Origin of the sequence: Streptomyces sp. NPDC050560 (assembly GCF_044457285.1) — a bacterium.
Taxonomy (GTDB): domain Bacteria; phylum Actinomycetota; class Actinomycetes; order Streptomycetales; family Streptomycetaceae; genus Streptomyces.
In genome coordinates this window covers 190,532-211,181 of the sequence record NZ_JBITGT010000007.1, presented here as the reverse complement: position 1 = coordinate 211,181, position 20,650 = coordinate 190,532, and the positions used below count along the sequence as shown (strand labels likewise).

Genomic DNA, 20,650 nt, shown 5'->3' with positions numbered 1-20,650 from the left:
GAACGACACTATGTCACTTAGTGACACTCTGGCAAGCCCGGCCGCAGAAGAAGTTCGGCCGGGGGTGGGCGGAGGGCGGTGTCCGTGGCTCGATCGGGCAGTGGAGTGCCGCGAACGCGTATGGACGCACCGTTGCCTTATCCGTACGGTGGGTCACCGGACGGGATGGCTACTCAGGGGTGGCGTATGAGCGGAGCATGGGACGCCGATCCGCGGGCGCGGCTGATCAGGCGCGTCGGCATCGCACCGGCGGAACTCGGCACGACCGGGGGCCGGGACGGCTGCCCCGACATCTGGGAGCTGGACAACGGCGACTTCGCGGTCATCGGCCGCGACCTCACGGCGGCCTACTCCACGAGGCTGCCCGACGGAGCAGTGATCGGCGGCAGCGAACGGCTCGTGGTCATTCCGCGGGCCACCCTGCTGGCAGCAAGGACGCATCTCCGGGATGCGTGACCTGCTCACCGCCGTGCCCGGCCAACGGCTGGGACTCGGGGCCTACCGCGACGACTTCCGCGAGCGGGACTTCGCCGTCGACGGATGGGACTCCTGGAAGCTGGAGCGCCGCCAGCACTTCCGCGAGCCGGGCGACGCGAGCTGGGACGCCTTCGACCTGGGGGACTGGGACGAGGCCCTGCGACTGATCGACGCCCAGCGCCCCGCCTTGAGCGACCTGTCCCGGCTCGCCGCGCGGCACCGCTGCCGCCTGCTGCGGGTCCGTGTAGTGGAACTGCCCCTGACCCCGTATCTCCGGTGGGAGCTGCACCTGCTCCGGGTACGGGCCGAGTGCGGCGAGCTGATCCGCGTCATCCGTCCCGCGCACCTCGCCGACCAGGAACGCGAAGGCGCCGTACCGGAGTTGGTCACGCTGAACGACGACACCGTCTACGAGATCCGCTACGGCGCGGACGGCACCCTGGAAGGTGCCGTGCGGTACGTCGATTCGGCGACCAGGCACGCCGTGGCAGCGCGGATCGAGGGGCTGTACGCACTGGGAGAGGATGTCGGCGCCTTCTTCGACCGCGAGGTGGCCGGACCGGAACCCCCAGCGGGTGCCTGAGCCGCACGAGGAGGTCAGCTCCTCGCTCACCGGGAGCGCCCGCGACGTGGTGCAGGCTCACGACGTGCACGGCGGCATACACTTCCACGCGCCGACCGCCGGCCTCGGGCGGCCCGAGGCGCCGCACCAACTTCCGCTCGCCGGGGCGGGCTTCGTCGACCGGATCGCCGAGCGCGCCGCCCTCGACCGCCTGCTCGACGACGGCGCAGCCCCGGTACGGCTGCTGCTGGTGACCGGAACCGCGGGGGTCGGCAAGACGTCGCTGGCGCTGCACTGGTCGCACGCGGTCCGCGACCGTTTCCCCGACGGCCAGCTCTACGCGGATCTGCACGGCTACGGCCCGGGGGCCCCGATCGGGTACGAGCGCGTCCTGGAACGCTTCCTGCGCGTGCTGGGCGCGTCCGCTGACACCGTGAGCGCCGACGGCGAGCACATGGCCGCCGCCTTCCGCTCACTGCTCGCCGGGCGCAGGATGCTGCTCGTCCTCGACAACGCCGTCGGCGCGTCCCAGGTCAGACCCCTGCTGCCGGCGACACCCGACTGCCTGGCCCTCGTGACGAGCCGACACCGGCTTCCCGGCCTGACGATCCGCGAGGGGGCGCGGCGACTCACCCTGGACGTCCTCGGCCGGAACGACTCGGTCGCCCTCCTGCGCGACGCCACCTCGGGCTACCGGAACGGGGACGACCCGGCCCGGCTGGCGGAACTCGCCTCGCTGTGCGCGCGTCTCCCGCTGGCGCTCAGGATCGCTGCGGAACGCGCGGCGGAGCGGCCGCTGATGCACCTGGCGGATCTGATCGGCGAGTTGCGTGACGAGACAGGCCGGTGGGAAGTTCTGTCGGCAGATGGCGACGAGGAGTCCGAGGCGGTGCGTCCCGTGTTCACCTGGTCCTATCGGGCGCTGCCGCCCGACGCCGCCCGGCTCTTCCGGCTCCTCGGACTGCACCCAGGACCCGACTTCAGCGATGTGGCCGCCGCGGCCCTGGCCGGAGTCGGGGTCCGCACCGCCCGGCGCCTGCTCGACTCCGCCGCCGCGGCGCACATGGTCGAGCAGACCGCCACCGACCGCTTCCGCCTGCACGACCTGCTGCGCGCCTACGCTGCCGACCGGGCGCGGCTTGAGGAGCCCCCCGAGCAGCGCAGGGCCGCGCTGCGGGGGCTGCTGACCTGGTACCTGCACACGGCGGACGCCGTACAGGAACGCGTCGCGCCCCACGAGCCCCGCGTCGACCTGGTGCCCGCCGACGGTGCGCTGCCCACGGTGCGGTTCGCCGACGAGGCGGAGGCGATGCGCTGGTACGAGGCCGAGCGCGACAACCTGGTTGCCGCCGTGCGCGCCGCCGCGAGCGGCGGGATGGACCGGATCGCCTGGCAGTCCGCGGTCGTACTGCGTGCCGTCTACATGACCAACAACCCGTTCCAGGAATGGCTCACCACGTCCCGGATCGGGCTGGAGGCCGCCGGGCGGGACGGTGACCCGCGCGCCGAGGCCGAACTGCACGAGAGTCTCGGCATGGCCCACGCCCAGTCCCAGAACCCGGTGGCTGCCGCCGAGCACTACGCGGCCGCCCTCGCGCTGCGCAGGGACCTGCGCGACACCTTCGGCGAGGCATTGACGCTCAACGGCCTCGGCCTGCTCGAACTCCGACGCCGCCACCTCCCCGGGGCGCGAGCCGCCCTGGAGGACAGCCGACGGCTGTTCGCGGCGCTCGACGACGGCTTCTGGGAGCCTCGCGTGGCGGTCAACCTGGCGCAGGTGGAACTGGAACTCGGCCGCCCCGACGACGTCGGCGGCCTGCTACGGCGGGGGATCGAGGTGTTCAGGGCCCACGGCGACCGGCACGCCGAGGGCAACGCGCTGCGACTGCTGGCCGCCGCGGAGTTGGAGGCGGGGAACTCCGACACCGCGCTGGCACACGCGGCGCGCGCCGTGGACATCGCCACGGAGATCCGCAGCGCCGCAGCCGAGGGCTTCTGGCTGCTGGTGCTCGGCGACGCCCAGCGCGCCACCGGCCACCCCGGCCCGGCGCTCGACTCCTACCGTCGTGCCGCCGCACTCCAGGAAGACCTGGGCGACCGCGCCCGCCTCGCCGCCGCCCGGGACGGTCTCGGGCAGGCAGAACTGGCCCTGGGGCGGGCGCAGGAGGCCGTCGACTGCCACCGCCGGGCGGCAGCCGTGTACCGCGACCTCGGGCAGGAGTGGGAGACCGCACGGGCGCTGGCGCACCTGGCCGACGCCCTGGACGGCGCGGCCGAGCCGGGAGAGGCGGCCGATGCGCGGACGGAAGCGGCCCGGCTGCTCACCGGGTTCACCGATCCACGGGCGGTGCGGCTGCGCGACACGCTCCTCGGGCAGCCGCCTGGGGAGGCACAGGCGCGGTGAGCGGCGCGTCCGCCCGCACCACTCGGCCCTGCCCCTCCCCGACACCCACCCGAACTCGTCCAGCTCCCCCCTCGAAGGGGCGAGTCAGCGGAGGTACGGGGGTCTCCCAGGCCCAGGAGGGAGGGGGCGGTGGCTAGGAGGCCGGGGGACTCGGCGAAGACCCAGACGACGGGGCGGTGCCTGCCCGCTTAGCGGGGTTGGGCGGCGAAGGCGGTGCGCGCGTCGGGGGTGAGGTAGCTGAGAAGCGAGGCGGTGAAGAACTCCTCGGGCCGCCATTGCGGCACCCGCTGCGGCCAGCACCCGCTGCGGCAGACAGGCGGTCACGAACGCCTACCGCGACCGGCAAAAGAAGAGCAGAAGGAGAGCGGAAGAAGAGCGGGGGGGGGCGAAAGAAGAACTGCGCCGCCGAGCCGACGCCCACCGGCTGACCTGTCTGACGCGCCTGACGCGCCTGACCCACCTGATCCACCTGATCCACCTGATCCACCGGACCCGCCTGAACACCCGACCGCCCGACGGCCCCCCGGGAACCGCCCCCCTCCTCCCAGGTGTCCCCGGAGTTGTGAGAGAGCGTGAGCGGTTTACGGGTGGCATGGGTGCGGGCGGCGGGTGTCTGGTGGTGGCCGTTGCCGCGGTGGTCGGGTTCTGTGTGTGGCTGCGCGGTGCGCGCCCCGGGCTGCGCGGGAGCTTCGAGGGCGAGCGCGATCTCGGCCTGCTCTACCAGGAGTTGCCGTGCCTGGTGCTCGGGGTGCCGGCGGTCACGCTGGCGGTGTGGGCGCTCGTCGGCGGGGTGCTGCGCCACCGGGTCGGCGGAGGCGCCCGCGCCGTGCTGGCGGGCGGGGTGGCCGCGGCCGCGCTCGCCGCGCTCGCCTGGGGCGGCCACCTCTGGCTCGGCCAGCGGGTCGACGCGTACCTTCAGGACCCCGCGTGATCCGAGGCGCCCGGCCTGGGCGTGGCGCCGGGACCGGGCGTGGCGCCCGGCCCTGACGCCGCGTCTTCGGTGGCGGGGCTGGTCCCCCCGGCCTGCCTCGCCCGGTCCGCGATGCGCTGGAGCGCGTCGAGGTGGGCGTCGAGGCGGTCGCGGCCCGCGTCCGTGGCCCGTACCCAGGTGCGGGGCCGCTTGCCGACGTAGCCCTTGCGGATCTCGACGAGCCCGGCGCCGCCGAGCGTGGTGAGCTGCTTGGACAGCGCGGAGTCGCTCAGCCCCGCGTGCTCGCGGACGAAGGCGAACTCGCACCAGTGGGTGGCGGACACCAGCGAGACGACGGTCAGCCGCGTCGGGTCGAGCAGCAGCGGTTCGAGGCCGGGGGCGCCGCCGGGCGCGGCGCCCCGGGCTCTGTCCGCGGCGCTCACCGGTCCGCCGCGCGACGTGCCATACGGCGCACCACCGCGCTGGTCAGCAGCGCAAGCGCGGCACAGAGGGCGGCGAACGGCACGGCGGCCGTGGTGTGGGGGTGCTCGCGCACCCAGGCGGGCATTCCGGAGCCGGTCAGCCAGCGGTGCACGGGCGGTCCCGCCAGCAGTTCGAGGACGCCGAGGCCCACCCCCATCAGCAGCAGGGGCAGCCAGGAGTACGCGGGCAGGGCGCTGCGGTGCAGGGTGCCGGAGACGGCGGCGACGCGCGGGCTGCGCCGTCCCGCGACGGCCCACGCGACGCAGAGGACGCCGAGGGCGAGCCCGGCGTACCCCTGGGCGCCGGAGTCCAGGTCCTCCGCCGCGGTGACCAGTGCCACGAGGACGGCGGCGACAACCCACAACCACCAGGGCGTACGCACCGACTCCGCGGTGTCACGACGGACCTCACGCACACGCGCCAGAGCGTCACGAGCCTCGGCCGGGCTGGGACTATGCATGGTCTTTCCCCCTTGGGCGAGTACTTTCCTACAGAGAAAGTAACACCTACTTTCCGCCCAGGCAAGTAGGCAGGGCGCGCGGGGGAGGAGCAACGGCCGCCGTCGCGGGGTGCCTTGACGGGCGGGAGCGGCCCGGCACGATACTGGCGGCAACGAGGACGGCGGGGAGGCGGCGCGTTGGACACGACGGCGGGGCACGGGGCGGCCGACGAGGCGGAGGAGGCCGCGGCCGAGGGGCTGCGCTGGCTGCTCGCGCAGGCGCGGAACACCGGGGAGGGCGGGCTCGGCTGGCCCGCCACGCCCTCCGACGCCGCGCCCGACCCCTCTTTCGCCGCGGGCGGCGCCGGTGTCGTCCCGGTGCTCCTCGAAGCGTGGCGGCACTTCGATGACGAGCGGTACGCCGACGCGGCGGTCCGCACGGCACGGGCGCTGGCACCGGCCGTGGCGGACTGCGAGGACGACGCCCTGTACACCGGCCTCACCGGCATCGCGGTGGTGTTGCGGGCCGTCGGGACCGAGTTGGGATGCACGGAGGCGGACAGCGCCGCCGACCGCGCCCTCGCGCGGGTCGGCGCGCGCTTCGACGGGACCCGCTGGAACGAGTGGTTCGAGCTGTTCAAGGGCAACGCGGGCATCGGCCTAGGTCCTGTCCTGTCGGTCTTCGTGGAACAGGTCGCGGCGTCCGGTGCCGTGCATCGCAAGGCGGAGGATCGTCCTCGTACTGGGCGTACGTGGACGTTCCGACAACGCGGCGAGGTGCGGTGCCGGGCGTCGCGGCCCCGCGAAGACCGGCAGGACAGGGCCCAGGCGCGCTGGCGGCCGGGGACACCGAGTTGGCCGTGCGCGCGGTCGAGCCCTATCTCGGCGCGGCGGAGAAGACCGCGGCGGGTGTGCAGTGGGAGATGTGCGCGGGCACGGTGGCGCGCTTCCACCATGTCTCGCACGGCACGCTCGGCGTCGTCTGCGCGCTCGACACCATCGGCCGTGCCGCAGACCGCGCCGACCTGGTGGAGCTGGCGCGGGCCGGTGCGGCGGACGTGGTGGCGCGTGACGAGGCGGGCCCCGACGGCTTCCTTGTCGCCCACTCCGACCCGCAGCACAGTCCGGCCATGACCGCCCGCCACAACTACGGCTGGTGCCACGGCCCCACGGGTGACGCCCAGGTGTTCCGGCTGCTCTCCGTGGCCGACCCCGACCCCCGCTGGCCCGCGCTCGCGGACCGCTGCTGGCACACCGTGACCCGCTCGGGGCTGCCGCGGCGGATGTGGCCCGGCTTCTGGGACAACAACGGCCGCTGCTGCGGCACGGCGGGCGTGCTCGCGCTGGCCTGCGACCGGATGGCCGAGCAGGACGACCCGCCGGACTTCGCCGACGTACTCGTCGGGGACCTGCTGGCACGCGCGGACCGCGGCACCGACGGCGCCCGCTGGTCCAACGTGGAGCACCGGGCCACCCCCAGCGTCCTCGAACCCCACACCGGCTGGTCGATGGGCGGCGCGGGCATCGTCCGCGAACTCCTCCGCTACGCCCGCGTCCGCCGCGGCGGCGACCCCCTGTACGCGTTCGCCTGGCCTGACCACCCGCCGGTGCGGATCGCCGCCACGGGCGCCAACTGACCGGTGAGTACGTACTGGTGGCCGGGTGCCCGGCGGGTGCGGGGCCGCGGCCCGCGGGGGTGTTCCGCGCCGCGCCCTCACCTGAGGGGGCGTCATGAGTACGTACGCCCGGGCCCCGGCCCCGGGGGCAGCGAGCCCCGGGGACACACCACCGCACGGCCCGGCGGGACATGCCGCAATCCGCGTCACGAACACCCGCCGCCCCGTTCGCTCCCGGAGGGCGCCGCTCCCGGAGGGCGCCGCCCCCGGGAGGGCGGTCACCCGGGAGGCGGCAGCAAGGTGCGTGCCGTCTCGCAGAGGATGTCGAGGAGGTCGCGCACCGGCGTGCCGGTGGGCGGCTCGCTCAGTGTCAGCGCGGTGACACGGCGGGCGAAGACGGGTGCGGTGAGGCGCAGCACCCGTACGTCGTCGCGGTGCGGGGAGAGCGAGAGCGCGGGGGCCAGGGCCACCCCGAGGCCCGCGCCGACCAGGCCCTGGAGGGACTGGTAGTCGTCGGTCCTGAACGCCACCTCGGGCTCGAACCCGGCGATCCTGCACATGGTCTCGTGGGCGTCGGCGTACGGGGCGCGGTGGGCCCGCACGATCCACCGCTCGGCGGCGAGTTCGTCGAGCGCCGCCGTGTCGCGCCGGGCGAGCGGGTGGTCGTGCGGCACCAGGACCCTGAGCGGGTCGTCCGGCAGGTGCCGCTGGGCGAGGCCGCTCTCGACGGGCTGGGGCGCCACGTCGTACTCCCAGGTGAGCAGGGTGTCGAGACGGCCGTCGCGCAGGTCGGCGTGCGGGGCGTCGGCGTGCGCCGCGCCGAGGGCGACGTCGACGTCGGGGTGCCGGGAGCGGAAGGTGCGCAGGGCGAGCGGCAGGAGTTCGATCCCGGCCGTGGCGAACGCCCCGAGGCGGATCACCGCGGGCCCCTCGCCGAGCGAGCGCACCTCCTGCTCGATCCTGGTGAGGTCGCCGAAGAGGCCCCGGGAGCGTGCCGCGAGCACCTCGCCAGCCGGGGTGGGGCGCACCCCGCGCGCGAAGCGGTGCAACAGCGGTGTGCCCAGGTCGCGTTCGAGCGCCGCCACCTGCTGGGAGACGGCAGACTGGGTCAGGTAGAGGCGCTGGGCCGCCGCGGTGAACGAGCCCTCCTCCACGACCGTGAGGAAGACCCGCAGCCGTCTGACGTCGAGCACCGCACACCACCGCCCCTCTGCCACCGCCGGGACCTGCCCCGGCCACGGCCATGTTCGCCGCTGTGCCCGGCGCGGCGGCGGGACGACGCGCCGGACGGTGCGGCGGGCGGCGGGTCAGGCCGCCGCGGCCGTGGGGGCGCTCGAAGCGCGCCTGCCGCCCGCGAAGGTCGCGACCTGCTCGCCGAGCGCCGCCAACTGCTCGGCCACCTTGGGGTCGGCGGCCTCCCCGTCCGCCAGGAACGGCTTCGCCGAGGAGTTGACGACGACACCGAGGGGGGTGGGCCAGCCGCGCAGCGCGTGCACGGTGGAGCGCAGCGAGGTGAGGGTGGTGACCCCCGCCTGCCAGCCCGCGGTGCTGACGACACAGCCGACGGCCTTGCCGTGCAGATAGGGCTCGGGGTCGCCGGCCAGCTCCTGGAGGTGGTCGAGCGCGTTCTTCAGCAGCCCCGACGTGCCGCCGTGGTACCCCGGCGTCGCCACGATGAGGCTGTCGGCGCGCCGCACGGCGTCGAGGAGCCGCAGCGCACCGGCCGACAGCGGCCTCGTACCGGGGTCGTACATGGGGAACTCCAGGTCGGCGGCCACGATGCACTCGGTGCGAAGGCCGTGTTCCGCCGCGGCGCGCAGCGCGAGGCGCATGGCCTGCTCGGAGGTGGAGCCCGGCCGGAGGGTGCCTCCGATGCCGAGCACGGTGGGAACGTCGTCGCTCATGGTGGTGACCCTTTCCGCGGTGGTGTGGTGTCGGTGCGCGGCGTGCGTCACGCCGCGGGGGCGGCGGCCCCGGCGGCGGTGGGCGCGGGGCGGGCGGGCCCGATGCCGAGGGAGTCCCGCAGGGTGGTGTGCGGGTAGCCGTCCTGGAAGAGTCCGCGCCTGCGCAGCTCGGGCACGAGGAGGTCGACGACGTCGTGGATGCCGGACGGCAGCATGTCGATCATGAGGGTGAAGCCGTCGGCCGCGCCCGCCTCCATGCGCTCCTGCATGTCGTCGGCGACCTGCTCGGGGGTGCCGACGACCTGGTGGTGGCCGCCACCGTACTCGGCGATGAGTTCGCGTACGGTCAGGCTCTTCTCGACGGCGAGGTTGACGATGCTGCGGCGGAACCCGATGGAGCCCTTGAACTCCTCATCGGGGCCGAGGAGATGGGCGGGGAACTTTTCGTCGAGCACCAGCGCCGCCACCGGGAGGCCCACCCGCTTGGCGAGCTTGCGCAGGTTGGGCCCGGTGCCGAAGACCTCGTCAAGGCGCTCCTTGCGGCGCCGCGCCTCCTCCATGGTGGCGCCGAGGACGAGGGAGATGCCCGGGAGGATCTTGATGGAGTCGGGGTCGCGCCCGTACGCGGCGGCGCGGGCGCGCATGTCGGAGCGGAAGTCGACGGCGTCCTTGAGCAGGTGCTGCGCCGTGAAGACGACGTCGGCGAACTTCGCGGCCTGGTCGCGGCCCCGCGGCGAGGAGCCCGCCTGGAAGATGACGGGCCGGCCCTGCGGGGTGCGGGGGAAGGGCAGCGGGCCGCGCACGGAGAAGTACCGGCCGGTGTGGCCGATCTCGTGGACGCCGTCCTCGCGGGCGAAGACACCGCCGTCCTTGTCGCCGACGAGGGCGTCGGGCTCCCAACTGTCCCACAGCCGCAGTACGACGTCGATGAACTCGTCGGCGCGGGCGTAGCGCTGCTCGTGGTCCAGGCTCTCGCCGCCGCCGAACTGCTCGACGACGGTGGGGTTCTGGGTGGCGATCGAGTTCCAGCCGACCCGCCCGCCGCTGAGGTGGTCGAGGGTGGCGAAGCGGCGCGCCAGCTCGTACGGCTCGTTGTAGGTGGTGGACGCGGTGCCGACGAGGCCGATGTGCTCGGTGACGCCCGCCATCAGCGCGAGGACGGTCGCGGTGTCGAGGGCGCCGCAGGGGCGCTCGGTGCCCACCTCCTGGTTGGTCATCTGCTCGGCGAGGAAGAGGGCGTGCAGACCGCCGCGCTCCGCGGTGCGCGCGATGTCCTTGTAGAGCGCGGCGGAGAGGTGGTCGTCGGCGGCGCCGTCGCGCGCCAGCCAGGCGCCGGTGTGCATGCCGAGGCCGTGCATGAGGGCCGCGGTCACGATCATCGAAGGGGACTCACCAGTCATCGAGCATCCTCCCGGAGGGCCGCGGTGCGCGGCAGGCACGTCGTACGGGGCGGGTCCTTCGGGCTGCCGCGCCGCGGACCCCGCCTGTGGCCGACGTTAGGCCGCCCACCGCGGGCCGACCAGGCACGTTCTGCTGATGGCTGGGATGAGCCGAACTACTGGCCCGCCGCGTTTGAACCGGCGGCGCGCGGTGTCGGCCGCCCCGCCCCCGCCGGGCGCCGTGCCCCGCCCCCGCGCGGGCGCCGTGGCCCGACCGCCGCCCGACCCCGCCACCCGGGAATGTGTTTTAAATATTAAATCCAAAGTGCAGCCGTTGCTGTTGCTCCCCGACGGCTGGCAGCCTGCGTTCGCAGGCAAGGTCACACGGCCAACACACGTACGGGCGCCCGCACTTCGGCAGAGCGCGCCCGTCGGCGAACGGCGCCCCGGCACTCCTCCCGTCGTCGCGCAGCGTCGCGCCACGGCCGGTTGTTGAACGACACCCACACCCCCGCAGGTGAGCGTGGCCGGTCCTCCCGGCCCGCCACGGACGACGGCCGGGACCCCACCGGGCCGTGGAAGGCGATGTCGTAGATGACCAGCAGCGAAGGCTCAAGACTGTCCCGTCGAGCGCTCCTTCGGACCACCGCGGCCGCAGGTGCCGCCGCGGCCGCGACCACGGTGGCCGACCCGGGCACCGCCGCGGCGGACCCCCGCGGCGACGGCCCGGCACGGCCCGCCGCCACCCGCGGACCCGGCGCCATCCCCACCCCCGCGGCCTACTTCGGCAGCCGCATCGGCACGGACGGCTTCCTGACCACGTGGGACAGGATGGTCCCGTACTTCCGGCTCATCGGCGCGCACAGCGACCGGGTGCGCTACGAGGAGATCGGCAGGACGACCCGGGGAAACCCCTACGTCCTGCTCACCATCAGCTCGCCCAAGAACCTCGCCAACCTCGACAAGTTGGTGGCCCGCAACGCCAGACTGGCCGACCCCAGGGGCCTGTCGGAGGCCGAGGCCAGGCAACTGGCCACCGAGGGAGTGCCGTTCTACTACGTACAGGCCGGAATTCACGCGACCGAGGTCGGCAACTCCCAGGCCGCCGTCGAGTGGGCGCACCGGCTCGCGACCGAGCGGTCCGACTACATCGGGAAGATCCTCGACAACCTGGTCATCCTGCTCCAGCCCTGCCAGAACCCCGACGGCATCGTCCTCGTCAACGACCACTTCGCCGCCACCGCGGGCACCGACTACGCCCGCACCTACCCCGACCTGTACAACAAGTACACGGGCCACGACGACAACCGCGACTGGATCATGCTCACCCAGGTCGAGAGCAGGTACAACGTCGCGATCCTGAACAAGTACCGGCCGCAGGTCTTCCAGGACTCCCACGGCGCGGGCGCCGGCGCCCCCCGGCTGTTCACACCGCCCTACCTGTCGCCGTACGACCCCAACATCGACACCATCGTGGTGCAGCAGACCGACACCGTCGGCATGGCGATGCAGCGCGGCATGACCGTCGCCGGGATGAAGGGCAACGGCTGGGGCTCCGAGTACGACTACTGGTCGGCGTCCCGGCAGTACTGCGTCTACCACGGCTCCGCACGCATCCTGACCGAGGCCGCCTCCGCCGCCGACCTCGCCTACCCCCAGAAGGGCGAGGGACCGCTCGGCCGGCAGGACACCGACATCAACTTCATCGAGCCGTACGACTCCGACACCTGGACCCTGCGCGACATCGTCGACCGGGTCTCCCAAGCCTTCTACTCCGGTATCGAGGCCGTCGCCTACGACACCTACAACTGGCTCTACAACACCTACCGCATCGGCGCGAAGGCGGTCACCAGGACCACCCCCTACGCCTATGTCATCCCCGCGGGCCAGCGCGACCCGCAGGCCGTGCGCGACGCCCTGGAGATCTTCCACCGCGGCGCGGTGGAGATCCACCGGGCCGGGGCCGCGTTCACCGCGGGCGGCAAGCGGTACCCCACGGGGTCGTACGTCATCCCCATGCGGCAGCCCTACGCCGGGTTCGCCAAGACACTGCTCGAAGTGCAGGACTACCCGCAGCTCCTCGAATACCCCGGCGGCCCCCCGCAGCGCCCCTACGACACCACCGCGCAGACCCTGCCGATGCTGCTCGGCTTCGAGGCCGACCTCGTCGAGAAGCCCTTCTCCGCCCGCACCGAGCGGCTGCGCTCCGTCGAACCCCCCGCCGTCACCGCGCCGCCCGCGCCGCCGCGCACCGGCGCGTACGCGGTCGGGCCCGAGTCCTACGGGGTGTTCAGGATCGTCGCCGCGCTCCAGAAGGCGGACGTCCCCACCTTCCGCGCCGCGGCCCCGTTCACGGAGGGCGGCCGCTCCTTCCCGGCGGGCACCTTCCTCGTACCGCCGTCCGCGGCCGCCCGGCGGCTGCTGAGGACCCAGTCGGAGAAGACCGGCATACCGGTACGGTCCCTGCGCTCCGTGCCCGCGGTGGCGGGGGTGCGGCTCAAGCCGCACACCAGGATCGGCCTGCTCAAGCCGCCGAACAACATCCCCTCGGGGTGGCTGATGTGGACCTTCGACCAGTACGGGGTGGACTACTCCGTCGTCGAGGCTGGCGACTACCCCCGGCTCGCCGACAAGTTCGACGCCGTCATCATGCCGGAGGGGGTCAGCAGGAAGTCCATCGTCGAAGGACTCGACCCGGACAGATACCCGCCAGAGTGGGCCTGGGCGTTCGGCGTCGGGGAGACCGGCTGGCGCAGGCTCCGCGACTACGTCACCGGGGGCGGCACACTCGTCAGCTTCGGCAGCGGCACCGCCACCGCCAAGGACCTCCTCGGACTGCCCATCGCCTCCGTGCTCCCCGACGGCTCGTCCTCCGACTTCTACTGCCCAGGCTCGCTGCTCAGGCAGGAGTTCGACACCGCCAACCCGGTCGCCTGGGGCCTGACCGGGGACAACCCCGTGTGGTTCGTCTCCGACGACGCCTACCGGCTGACCAGCACCAGCACCTACCCGGTGGACGTGGTCTCCAAGTACCCGGACGGCGACGACCAGTTGCTCAGCGGCTGGCTGATCGGCGGAGCCGACCTCGGCGGCGCGGTCAACGGCCTCTCCTGGACCGTCGGCGACGGATACGTGGTCACCTTCGGCAGCGAGGTCGGCTTCCGCACCTGGAACCGCTCCGAGCAGCGCACGCTCTTCAACGCCGCCTACCACGGCCCGTCCACCAGGCTCACCGCCGCCCAGTTCCGCCGCCTCGACGAGAAGGAGGTCACGCCGTGAAACCCGGACACGGCGCCGTCGTCGGCGCGGTCGCGGCCCTGGCGCTCGTCGCCGGCTGCTCGTCCCCGTCCGGCGGGTCGTCCTCGTCGGAGGGCGGCCGGAACGGCTCAGCCACCGCGAGCCCCGTGGACGTCGGGGCGCCGCTGCCCGACGCGGTGCAGAGCAGGGGCAGACTGGCCGTCGGCGTCAAGTGCGACTACCCGCCCTTCGGTTACATCGACGAGTCCGCGAAGCACGCGGGCTTCGAGATCGACATCGCCCACCGGATGGCCTCCTACGCGTTCGGCGACCCCGACGCCCTGGAACTGACCTGCGTGACCGGCTCCAACCGGGTCTCCTTCCTGACGTCACGGCGCATCGACCTCATCGAGGCGACGATGAACTACACCCCGGAGCGCGCCGAGACCGTCGACTTCTCCACCCCCTACTTCGACAGCGGGGTGAAGCTGCTGGTGCCGAAGGACTCCGGCATCACCTCCTTCGCCCAGCTCGCGGGCAGGCCCGTCATCACCACGAGCGGCGCCACCGCCAGCCTCTGGCTGACCCGGTGCATGAAGAACGTCAAGCAGTCCCTGTTCACCGAGACCAGCCAGGCGCTCACCGCCCTGAAGCAGAAACGCGGCGTCGCCTTCGCCCAGGACGACACCCTCCTCCTCGACCTCGCGGCGAAGAACCCCGGCCTCGAAGTCGTCGGCGACGCCAAGGCCGACAGCCCCTGGGGGATGGGCGTACGCAAGGGCGACGCACCCATGCTCGCCTGGGTCAACGGCGCACTGGCGCACATGCGCGAGAGCGACTACTTCTGGAAGGAGTTCAAGAAGACCGTCACCGACGACTCGGTGCGACGGCAGTTCGCCAAGTACGTGCCGCGCCCCGACACCGAGCTGGCCTACCCCTCCGGCTCCACCCTGCGGTGCTGACCATGCCCCCCACCGCGAGCTACGACTTCGACCCCGGCGTCGTCGCCCACCACCTCGGCGACCTCGGCCCCGGACTGCTGCGCACCCTCGCGATCAGCGCCGTCGGCATGGCGGGCGCCCTGCTCGTCGGCGCGCTGCTCGGCGCCGTCATGGCGCTACGGGTCCCGGTCGCCCGGCAGTTGACCACGCTCTACGTCGAGGTGTTCCGCAACACCCCGCTCCTGGTGCAGATCTTCTTCCTCTACTTCGCGCTCCCCGAGGCCGGGCTGCGGCTCGACGGCTCCACCGTCGGCTGGCTGTCGCTGCTGCTGTGGGGCGGCGCGTACAACGTGGAGAACTTCCGCGCCGGGTTCGAGGCCGTCGACGGCGGCCAGGTCGAGGCGTGCCGGGCCCTCGGCTTCTCCCGCACGGCCGCCTTCCGGCACGTCACCCTCCCCCTCGGCGCCAGGATCGCACTGCCGTCGGTCACCAACACCCTCATCTCCGTCTTCAAGAACTCCTCGTTCCTGGTCGCGATCAGCTACCCGGAACTCACCGAGACCGCCGTCAACATCGTCGCCACCAGCTTCCGGGTGTTCGAGATGTTCCTCGCCATCGGCGTCGTCTACCTGGGGCTCGTCTGGCTCCTGGCACTCGGCGCGAGAACCGTCGAGCGCCGCCTCGCGATCCCCGGAGGACCCTGATGCCGCCCTGGGTCGGACCCGTCGCCGACTACCTCGCCACGGGGCTGCGGCAGACCGCCCTGCTCGCGCTGGTCACCGTCGCCCTGAGCCTCGCCGCGGGCGTCCTGCTCGGCACCGTCCTCACCGTGCCGAGCAGGGCGGCGCGGGCGGTGGTGCGGGTCCACGTCGAGATCTGGCGCGGCCTGCCGATCATCGTCACCCTGTTCTTCGTCTTCTTCGTCCTGCCCGTCGTCGGGATACGGGTGGGCACCTTCACCGCCGCCACCGCGGGACTCTCCCTGTGGGGCAGCGCCAACGCCGCCGACATCGTGCGCGGCGCCGTCCAGTCGGTGCCGCGCGGGCAGGACGAGGCCGCGGTGGCGCTCGGCTTCTCCTGGGCCGCGCGCATGCGGTACGTCCTGCTGCCCCAGGCCGCCCGCAGATCGCTGCCCCCGCTGATCGGACTCGTCGTCAACCTCACCCAGCAGACGTCGCTCGCCGCCGTCATCGGACTGCTCGACATCCTGGAGGCGTCCCAGCGCTCCATCGAGCGGCTGACCCTCTCCGGCGGCTCCTCCCACGCGGTGCCCATCCTCGGGGCGGTGCTCGCCGTCTTCTTCGTCATCTGCCTGCCCCTGACGGCGCTGTCGCGCTGGTACGAACGCAGGCTCCCCTGACGGCCCCGGAGGGCAGGGCACCCGTGGCCGCGCGGCGTGCCCGGGGTGTCCGGTTCCGGGTAGTTAGTCTCCCTGTTGGAGGCAGACGCGGACGCGGACCGGAAGGGTGGGGGCGGACAGGTGCGGGTGTGCGGTGAGGTGGTCCGCGGGGTCGCGGTCGCCGTGTTCCTGGTGGTGGTGATGGCGACCGCGTCGTCGGCCGCCCCCGCCGCCGGGGCTGCCGGTGCGCTCGGCGGGCTCGGTCCGCTGACGGACCTCGTCATCGAGCGGCTTCGGGTGAGCGACGACGTGGCGGCGTCCAAGTTCGGTACGGACTCCCCGGTCGACGACCCCGCGCGCGAACGCCGGGTGCTGGAGTCGGCGCGGGAGCGGTCCGGCGCGCTCGGCATCGATCCGGACGCGGCCGTGGCGTTCTTCCGCGACCAGATCACCGCGAGCAAGGTGGTGCAGCGCGGCCTGTTCGCCCGCTGGACCGCCCACCGGGACACGGCCCCCACGACCCGCCCCGACCTCGGCCGAATCCGCACCGGGCTCGACCGGTTGACCACGGAACTGCTCCACCAGCTCGCGGCCACCGAGGAGTTGCGCGCTACGCCCACCGCCTGCCGGGCACGCCTCGCGTCGGCCGCCGCATCGGGCGCGGTGCTCGGGCGCCTCGACGCCCTCCACCGCCATGCGCTCGGGGTGGCGACACGCACGGTGTGCAAACCGACCGCGAGGGCTCAGACCGCCCCTGCCGCCCCTGCCGCCCCTGCCGCCCCTGCCGGTCCCGCCGGTCCCCGGTCGGAGGGCGCCGCATGGGCGCCGAGCAGCCCCTCCACCCCGCGCAGGAAGGTGTCACAGACCAGCTCGGGGTCGAAGAGGCAGCCGGCGGCCATGGCGCCGTCGCGCATCATCACGAAGTGCCGGGCGGCGGGTTCCGCGGAGGTCTCCCGGATCTGGGCGAGCAGCTCCGTGACGGTGCCGAGGAACCACTCGCGGTGCGCGAGCACGGCCAGGTGCACCGGGTGCTCCGGGTCCGGGTACTCGGCGACCGCGTTCAGGAAGGCGCACCCGCGGAAGCCGGGGGAGCGGATGCCGTCGGCGATGGACCTGCCGAGGGCCCGGACGGTGTCGGCGGGCGGGAGCCCCGCGGCGACGGCCTCGGCCTCCTGGCCGCGCATGGCCCCGTCCACCCCGTCGAGGTAGGCGAGGACCAGGTCCTCCTTGCTGGGGAAGTGCCGGTAGAAGGTGGCCCGTGTCACCCGCGCCTCCCCGACGATGCGGTCGACGCCGACGGCGTGGATGCCCTCCGCGTAGAAGATCCGGGTCGCGGTGGTGAGCAGCCTTGACCGCGCTTCGGAGGGCCTGGCCCCGGTTTCGCTGCGCGCCATGTTCGAAGGCTATCAGATAGAACGTTCGGTCTTGACAGAAGAGCGGAGGGCGGCCAGTCTCTTGCGGGACAGAACGTTCGTTCCTGCATGGACGGGTGCCGAGGGCCGGCCGCGGCATGCGGCGACCCCTTGCCCGCCCGCCCTTCGAAAGGACCACCGTGACCACCATCACCGCACCGTCACCCGCCACCGGCACCGCCTCCGCGCTGCGGCGGCTGTACCTCGTCAGGTTCGCGTTCGCCCTCGTCTGGGCCCTCGTGATGTTCACGACGGCGCACAGGATCGGCCCGCTCGCGGTCGCGCTGCTCGTGCTCTACCCGCTGTTCGACGTGGGCGCGGCCGTCTTCGACGCGCGGACGTCGCGCGCCACGGGCTCGCCCGCGCTGCTGTACGTGAACATCGCGGTCAGCCTTGTCACCGCCGCCGGTGTGGCCGTCGCCTGCGCGTCGGGGATACCGGCGGTCCTGCGGGTGTGGGGCGCCTGGGCGGTCGTGGCCGGTCTCGTCCAGTTGATCGTGGGGGTCACCCGCCGGGGTCTTGGCGGCCAGTGGCCCATGATCATCAGCGGTGGTATCTCGGTGCTGGCCGGTGCCTCGTTCGTCGCGTCGGCGGGGGCGGCCCACCCCACCCTGGTCAACGCGGCGGGCTACGCCGTGTCCGGCGGCGTCTTCTTCCTCCTCTCCGCCCTCCGCCTCGGCCGCGCCGGAAGGGCGGGCTGACGGCGACCCCCGCCGGTGCGCGGCGCGGCACGTACGCCCGCGCGGCCCCGGCCCACCGCTCACCCGGCGCACTGCGCCCCGGCCGCGGGCGGCCCGCCTACCGCGCGTCGCCGGGGTGGGGATGGGGCTCGTGCGGCGGGTGGTGATGCTCCGTCAGCAGCGTGAGGAGCCGGGTCAGTTCGTTCTGCTCGGCGGGGGTGAGGGGGGCGAAGAGTGCGCGCTGGGCGTCGGCGATCAGGGCGTCGAGCCGCTCCATGCGGCGGCGGCCCGCGGGGGTGAGGGTGATGACGTTGCGGCGGCGGTCGTCCGGGTCGGGCTCGCGGCGTACGTAGTCGCCGTCGGCGAGTTCGTTGAGCACGGCGACCATGTCGCTGCGGTAGATGCCGGTACGGCGGCTGAGTTCGGCCTGGCTCGCCGAGCCGACGTCGGCGAGCGCGACCAGGACGGCGAAGTGCCATTTGCGCCCGCCCGCGTCGGCGAGCCGGTCGCCGACGAGCCGGTCGGCGACCGCCCCGGCCCTGGCGAGCAGCCGGCTGGGGACGGCGCGCAGCCGGGCCGGTACGGGTTCCGGGGTCGGGCTCATGGGGTCCTCCGCCTCTTGTGTTAGTCCCACTAACAGTCTACCTTCGTTGGCACGGCAAACGTTTATGTGACTAACGAATGCGCTGGGGCATGCGCGTGGGCACACCGCCGCCCGGCACGAACCCCTGGAGCGAGGACCGTGATCGAGCCGTTCCGTATCGACATCCCCCAAGCCGCCCTGGACGACCTGGCCGACCGCCTCTCCCGCACCCGCTGGCCGAACGAGGTCGCGGACGCGGGCTGGGGCTACGGCTTCCCGCTGGCGCGGCTGAGGCGGCTCGCCGAGTACTGGCGCACCGGCTACGACTGGCGCGCGCACGAGGCGAGGCTCAACGGGCTTGCGCACTTCATGACCGAGATCGACGGCCAGGACATCCACTTCGTCCATGTGCGGTCCCCGCGGCCGGACGCGGGCGCGCTCGTCCTCACCCACGGCTGGCCCGGCTCGTTCCTGGAGTTCCTCGACGTGATCGAGCCGCTGTCGCGCGACTTCCACCTGGTGATCCCGTCCATCCCCGGCTTCGGCTTCTCCGGCCCGACCCACGAGCGCGGCTGGGACGCCACCCGGGTCGCACGGGCCTGGGCCGAGCTGATGCGCCGCCTGGGGTACGGGCGCTACGGCGCGCAGGGCGGCGACTTCGGCGCGGGCATCTCCCTCGCCCTCGGCGCCCTCGCGCCCGAGCGCGTCGTCGGGGTGCACGTCAACTACCTGCCGACCCGCCCCGATCCCGACTCCCGCGTCGAGCTGTCCGGGGCCGACGAGGCCCGACTCGACACCGTACGGCGGCTGTTGGCGGACCGCCCGCCCTACCAGGCGCTCCAGGCGCTCACCCCGCAGACCATCGGCTACGCGCTCACCGACTCGCCGGTCGGCCAACTGGTCTGGATCGCCGAGCGCTTCGCCCAGTGGACCGACCCCGCCACACCGGTGACCGACGACCGGATGCTCACCGACGTCTCCCTGTACTGGCTCACCGCGACCGCCGCCTCGTCGGCCCGGCTCCACCATGACACCCCTCGGGGGAGCCAGTCGCCCTGCCGGGTGCCGCTCGGCGTCGCGGTGTTCGCCCACGACATCACCCTGCCCGTCCGCCCGCTCGCCGAGCGGCTGTACGACGTCAGGCACTGGTCGGAGTTCGAGCGCGGGGGGCACTTCGCGGCGATGGAGGTACCCGACGCGTTCGCCGCGGACGTCAGGGACTTCTTCCTGCGCCTCGACCACGGGTGATGCCCCCCTGGACCGGTCGGCGGTGTGCTAGCGTCCGCACGCAGACCATGTAAGTCAGCCAACTAACTCGCACGAGGGTTCCCCGCCCCGGCCGGTGCCGGAGGGCGCCCTCGTCGCGCCGGGAGTGCCCGTATGCCGACCACCCGTGTCCTCGACTCGACGATCGCCCACCGCGAGCACGGCTCGGGCGCGCCCTTCGTCTTCCTGCACGGCAACCCCACGTCCTCGTATCTGTGGCGCAACGTCCTGCCCGCCGTCGGCGGCGGCCGGCTGCTCGCCCCCGACCTCATCGGCATGGGCGACTCGGGCAAACCGGATATCGACTACACCTTCGACGACCACGCCTGCTACCTCGACGCCTGGTTCGAGGCGCTCGGCCTCGACGACGTCGTCCTGGTCGGCCACGACTGGGGCGGCGCGCTCGCCTTCGACTTCGCCGCCCGCCACCCGGGAAGGGTCCGCGGCATCGCGTTCACCGAGACCATCGTCAGGCCGATGAGCTGGGAGGAGTTTCCCGACGGCGGCCGCGAGCTGTTCCGGGCGATCAAGGCGCCGGGGGTGGGGGAGGCCATGATCCTCGATGACAACGTCATGGTCGAGGAGGGCCTGCCCCACAGCGTCGCCACCCCGCTCACCGCCGCGGACCTGGAGGCGTACCGCCGGCCCTACCCGACCCGGGAGAGCCGCAGGCCGCTGCTGCGGTGGCCGCGCGCCATGCCCCTGGGCGGCGAACCCGCCGACGTCGTGGCACGCGTCGAGGCGTACGGCGCATGGCTCGCGCACAGCGCGGACGTCCCCAAGCTGCTGATCGACTTCGCCCCCGGTCCCGGCGCCATGATGGGGCCAGGACTCGTCGCCTGGTGCGCGGAGCACATGGCCGCGCTCGAAGTGCGGCGCCATGACGTGCCCGCCGGGCACCACACCCCGGAGGACCGCCCGGCCGAGATCGCCGCGGCGGTCTCCTCCTGGGCGGACAGGCACGGACTGCGCCGGGCGCCCGGCCACACGCCCGCGGACCCTCTCCACACCCGCTGAC

At 73.4% G+C, this 20,650-nt stretch carries 19 protein-coding genes and 2 pseudogenes; 14 read left to right on the top strand and 7 right to left on the bottom strand.

Going from position 1 to position 20,650, the window contains the following annotated elements:
- The first annotated feature begins 186 nt into the window (after positions 1-186).
- From ACIBIW_RS17990 to ACIBIW_RS17975, 4 genes are all read left to right on the top strand, one after another.
- The gene (locus tag ACIBIW_RS17990; RefSeq protein ID WP_399337141.1) at positions 187-456 is read left to right on the top strand and encodes a hypothetical protein; all 270 of its coding nucleotides are present in this window, start codon (positions 187-189) and stop codon (positions 454-456) included.
- Positions 449-1,060, top strand: coding sequence for a DUF6879 family protein (locus ACIBIW_RS17985; RefSeq protein ID WP_399337139.1), 612 nt, complete (start codon positions 449-451; stop codon positions 1,058-1,060). Before ACIBIW_RS17990 ends, ACIBIW_RS17985 begins: the two co-directional genes overlap by 8 nt.
- Positions 1,053-3,443: an ATP-binding protein gene (locus tag ACIBIW_RS17980; protein ID WP_399337137.1), complete on the top strand. Its 2,391-nt coding sequence runs from the start codon at positions 1,053-1,055 to the stop codon at positions 3,441-3,443. The genes ACIBIW_RS17985 and ACIBIW_RS17980 overlap by 8 nt, the downstream gene beginning before the upstream one ends.
- Before the next feature lie 619 nt (positions 3,444-4,062).
- Entirely contained in the window at positions 4,063-4,374 is a 312-nt protein-coding gene (locus ACIBIW_RS17975; protein ID WP_399337135.1) for a hypothetical protein, read from the top strand.
- On the opposite strand, the gene ACIBIW_RS17970 is transcribed toward ACIBIW_RS17975, so the two are convergent.
- Together ACIBIW_RS17970 and ACIBIW_RS17965 are read right to left on the bottom strand one after the other, a co-directional pair.
- Positions 4,359-4,796, bottom strand: a complete 438-nt coding sequence (locus ACIBIW_RS17970; protein ID WP_399337133.1) for a winged helix-turn-helix domain-containing protein — start codon at positions 4,794-4,796, stop codon at positions 4,359-4,361. The two genes, ACIBIW_RS17975 and ACIBIW_RS17970, sit on opposite strands and share 16 nt — an antisense overlap.
- Complete coding sequence (locus tag ACIBIW_RS17965) at positions 4,793-5,251, bottom strand: hypothetical protein (protein WP_399337131.1); 459 nt, start codon at positions 5,249-5,251, stop codon at positions 4,793-4,795. The genes ACIBIW_RS17970 and ACIBIW_RS17965 overlap by 4 nt, the downstream gene beginning before the upstream one ends.
- Before the next feature lie 159 nt (positions 5,252-5,410).
- On the opposite strand from ACIBIW_RS17965, the pseudogene ACIBIW_RS17960 reads away from it, so the two are divergent.
- Both ACIBIW_RS17960 and ACIBIW_RS17955 read left to right on the top strand, forming a co-directional pair.
- A pseudogene (locus ACIBIW_RS17960) lies at positions 5,411-5,926 on the top strand (lanthionine synthetase LanC family protein); the annotation flags it as partial.
- A 131-nt stretch (positions 5,927-6,057) separates the two neighbouring features.
- Entirely contained in the window at positions 6,058-6,912 is an 855-nt protein-coding gene (locus ACIBIW_RS17955; protein WP_399337128.1) for a lanthionine synthetase LanC family protein, read from the top strand.
- A 257-nt stretch (positions 6,913-7,169) separates the two neighbouring features.
- On the opposite strand, the gene ACIBIW_RS17950 is transcribed toward ACIBIW_RS17955, so the two are convergent.
- The 3 genes from ACIBIW_RS17950 to ACIBIW_RS17940 all read right to left on the bottom strand — a co-directional run bounded on the left by ACIBIW_RS17950 (position 7,170) and on the right by ACIBIW_RS17940 (position 10,195).
- Complete coding sequence (locus tag ACIBIW_RS17950) at positions 7,170-8,108, bottom strand: LysR family transcriptional regulator (protein ID WP_399337126.1); 939 nt, start codon at positions 8,106-8,108, stop codon at positions 7,170-7,172.
- A gap of 90 nt (positions 8,109-8,198) precedes the next feature.
- A complete protein-coding gene (locus ACIBIW_RS17945) occupies positions 8,199-8,795 on the bottom strand; it encodes an NADPH-dependent FMN reductase (protein ID WP_399337124.1) in 597 nt (198 codons plus the stop codon).
- A 47-nt stretch (positions 8,796-8,842) separates the two neighbouring features.
- Positions 8,843-10,195, bottom strand: a complete 1,353-nt coding sequence (locus ACIBIW_RS17940; protein WP_399337122.1) for an NtaA/DmoA family FMN-dependent monooxygenase — start codon at positions 10,193-10,195, stop codon at positions 8,843-8,845.
- 573 nt (positions 10,196-10,768) lie between these two features.
- Between ACIBIW_RS17940 and ACIBIW_RS17935 the strand changes: the two genes are divergently transcribed.
- The 5 genes and pseudogenes from ACIBIW_RS17935 to ACIBIW_RS17915 form a co-directional block, all read left to right on the top strand.
- Entirely contained in the window at positions 10,769-13,453 is a 2,685-nt protein-coding gene (locus ACIBIW_RS17935; RefSeq protein WP_399337120.1) for a M14 family zinc carboxypeptidase, read from the top strand.
- A complete protein-coding gene (locus tag ACIBIW_RS17930) occupies positions 13,450-14,373 on the top strand; it encodes a transporter substrate-binding domain-containing protein (RefSeq protein ID WP_399337118.1) in 924 nt (307 codons plus the stop codon). The genes ACIBIW_RS17935 and ACIBIW_RS17930 overlap by 4 nt, the downstream gene beginning before the upstream one ends.
- Positions 14,374-14,375: 2 nt before the next feature.
- A complete protein-coding gene (locus ACIBIW_RS17925) occupies positions 14,376-15,056 on the top strand; it encodes an amino acid ABC transporter permease (RefSeq protein WP_399337116.1) in 681 nt (226 codons plus the stop codon).
- The gene (locus tag ACIBIW_RS17920) at positions 15,056-15,712 is read left to right on the top strand and encodes an amino acid ABC transporter permease (protein WP_399337114.1); all 657 of its coding nucleotides are present in this window, start codon (positions 15,056-15,058) and stop codon (positions 15,710-15,712) included. The genes ACIBIW_RS17925 and ACIBIW_RS17920 overlap by 1 nt, the downstream gene beginning before the upstream one ends.
- 120 nt (positions 15,713-15,832) lie before the next feature.
- Positions 15,833-16,408: pseudogene (locus ACIBIW_RS17915) on the top strand (chorismate mutase); the annotation flags it as partial.
- A gap of 26 nt (positions 16,409-16,434) precedes the next feature.
- On the opposite strand, the gene ACIBIW_RS17910 reads toward ACIBIW_RS17915, so the two are convergent.
- A complete protein-coding gene (locus ACIBIW_RS17910; protein ID WP_399337112.1) occupies positions 16,435-17,085 on the bottom strand; it encodes a TetR/AcrR family transcriptional regulator in 651 nt (216 codons plus the stop codon).
- A 158-nt stretch (positions 17,086-17,243) separates the two neighbouring features.
- Between ACIBIW_RS17910 and ACIBIW_RS17905 the strand changes: the two genes are divergently transcribed.
- The gene (locus ACIBIW_RS17905) at positions 17,244-17,804 is read left to right on the top strand and encodes a hypothetical protein (protein WP_399337110.1); all 561 of its coding nucleotides are present in this window, start codon (positions 17,244-17,246) and stop codon (positions 17,802-17,804) included.
- Positions 17,805-17,901: 97 nt separating this feature from the next.
- Here ACIBIW_RS17905 and ACIBIW_RS17900 read toward each other — a convergent pair whose 3' ends face one another.
- Positions 17,902-18,387 carry a MarR family winged helix-turn-helix transcriptional regulator gene (locus ACIBIW_RS17900; RefSeq protein ID WP_399337108.1) on the bottom strand — a complete coding sequence of 162 codons (486 nt, stop codon included), beginning with the start codon at positions 18,385-18,387 and terminating at the stop codon, positions 17,902-17,904.
- Positions 18,388-18,525: 138 nt separating this feature from the next.
- On the opposite strand from ACIBIW_RS17900, the gene ACIBIW_RS17895 reads away from it, so the two are divergent.
- Entirely contained in the window at positions 18,526-19,614 is a 1,089-nt protein-coding gene (locus tag ACIBIW_RS17895) for an epoxide hydrolase family protein (RefSeq protein WP_399337106.1), read from the top strand.
- A 132-nt stretch (positions 19,615-19,746) separates the two neighbouring features.
- Positions 19,747-20,649, top strand: coding sequence for a haloalkane dehalogenase (locus ACIBIW_RS17890; protein ID WP_399337104.1), 903 nt, complete (start codon positions 19,747-19,749; stop codon positions 20,647-20,649).
- Position 20,650: the final 1 nt, after the last annotated feature.

Bases quoted from the DNA above. Each gene is read 5' to 3' on its own strand.
- ACIBIW_RS17890 (WP_399337104.1), top strand. From the start codon at position 19,747: ATGCCGACCACCCGTGTCCTCGACTCGACGATCGCCCACCGCGAGCAC.
- ACIBIW_RS17900 (WP_399337108.1), bottom strand. From the start codon at position 18,387: ATGAGCCCGACCCCGGAACCCGTACCGGCCCGGCTGCGCGCCGTCCCC.
- ACIBIW_RS17940 (WP_399337122.1), bottom strand. From the start codon at position 10,195: ATGACTGGTGAGTCCCCTTCGATGATCGTGACCGCGGCCCTCATGCAC.
- ACIBIW_RS17925 (WP_399337116.1), top strand. From the start codon at position 14,376: ATGCCCCCCACCGCGAGCTACGACTTCGACCCCGGCGTCGTCGCCCAC.
- ACIBIW_RS17910 (WP_399337112.1), bottom strand. From the start codon at position 17,085: ATGGCGCGCAGCGAAACCGGGGCCAGGCCCTCCGAAGCGCGGTCAAGG.
- ACIBIW_RS17990 (WP_399337141.1), top strand. From the start codon at position 187: ATGAGCGGAGCATGGGACGCCGATCCGCGGGCGCGGCTGATCAGGCGC.
- ACIBIW_RS17920 (WP_399337114.1), top strand. From the start codon at position 15,056: ATGCCGCCCTGGGTCGGACCCGTCGCCGACTACCTCGCCACGGGGCTG.
- ACIBIW_RS17935 (WP_399337120.1), top strand. From the start codon at position 10,769: ATGACCAGCAGCGAAGGCTCAAGACTGTCCCGTCGAGCGCTCCTTCGG.
- ACIBIW_RS17945 (WP_399337124.1), bottom strand. From the start codon at position 8,795: ATGAGCGACGACGTTCCCACCGTGCTCGGCATCGGAGGCACCCTCCGG.
- ACIBIW_RS17985 (WP_399337139.1), top strand. From the start codon at position 449: ATGCGTGACCTGCTCACCGCCGTGCCCGGCCAACGGCTGGGACTCGGG.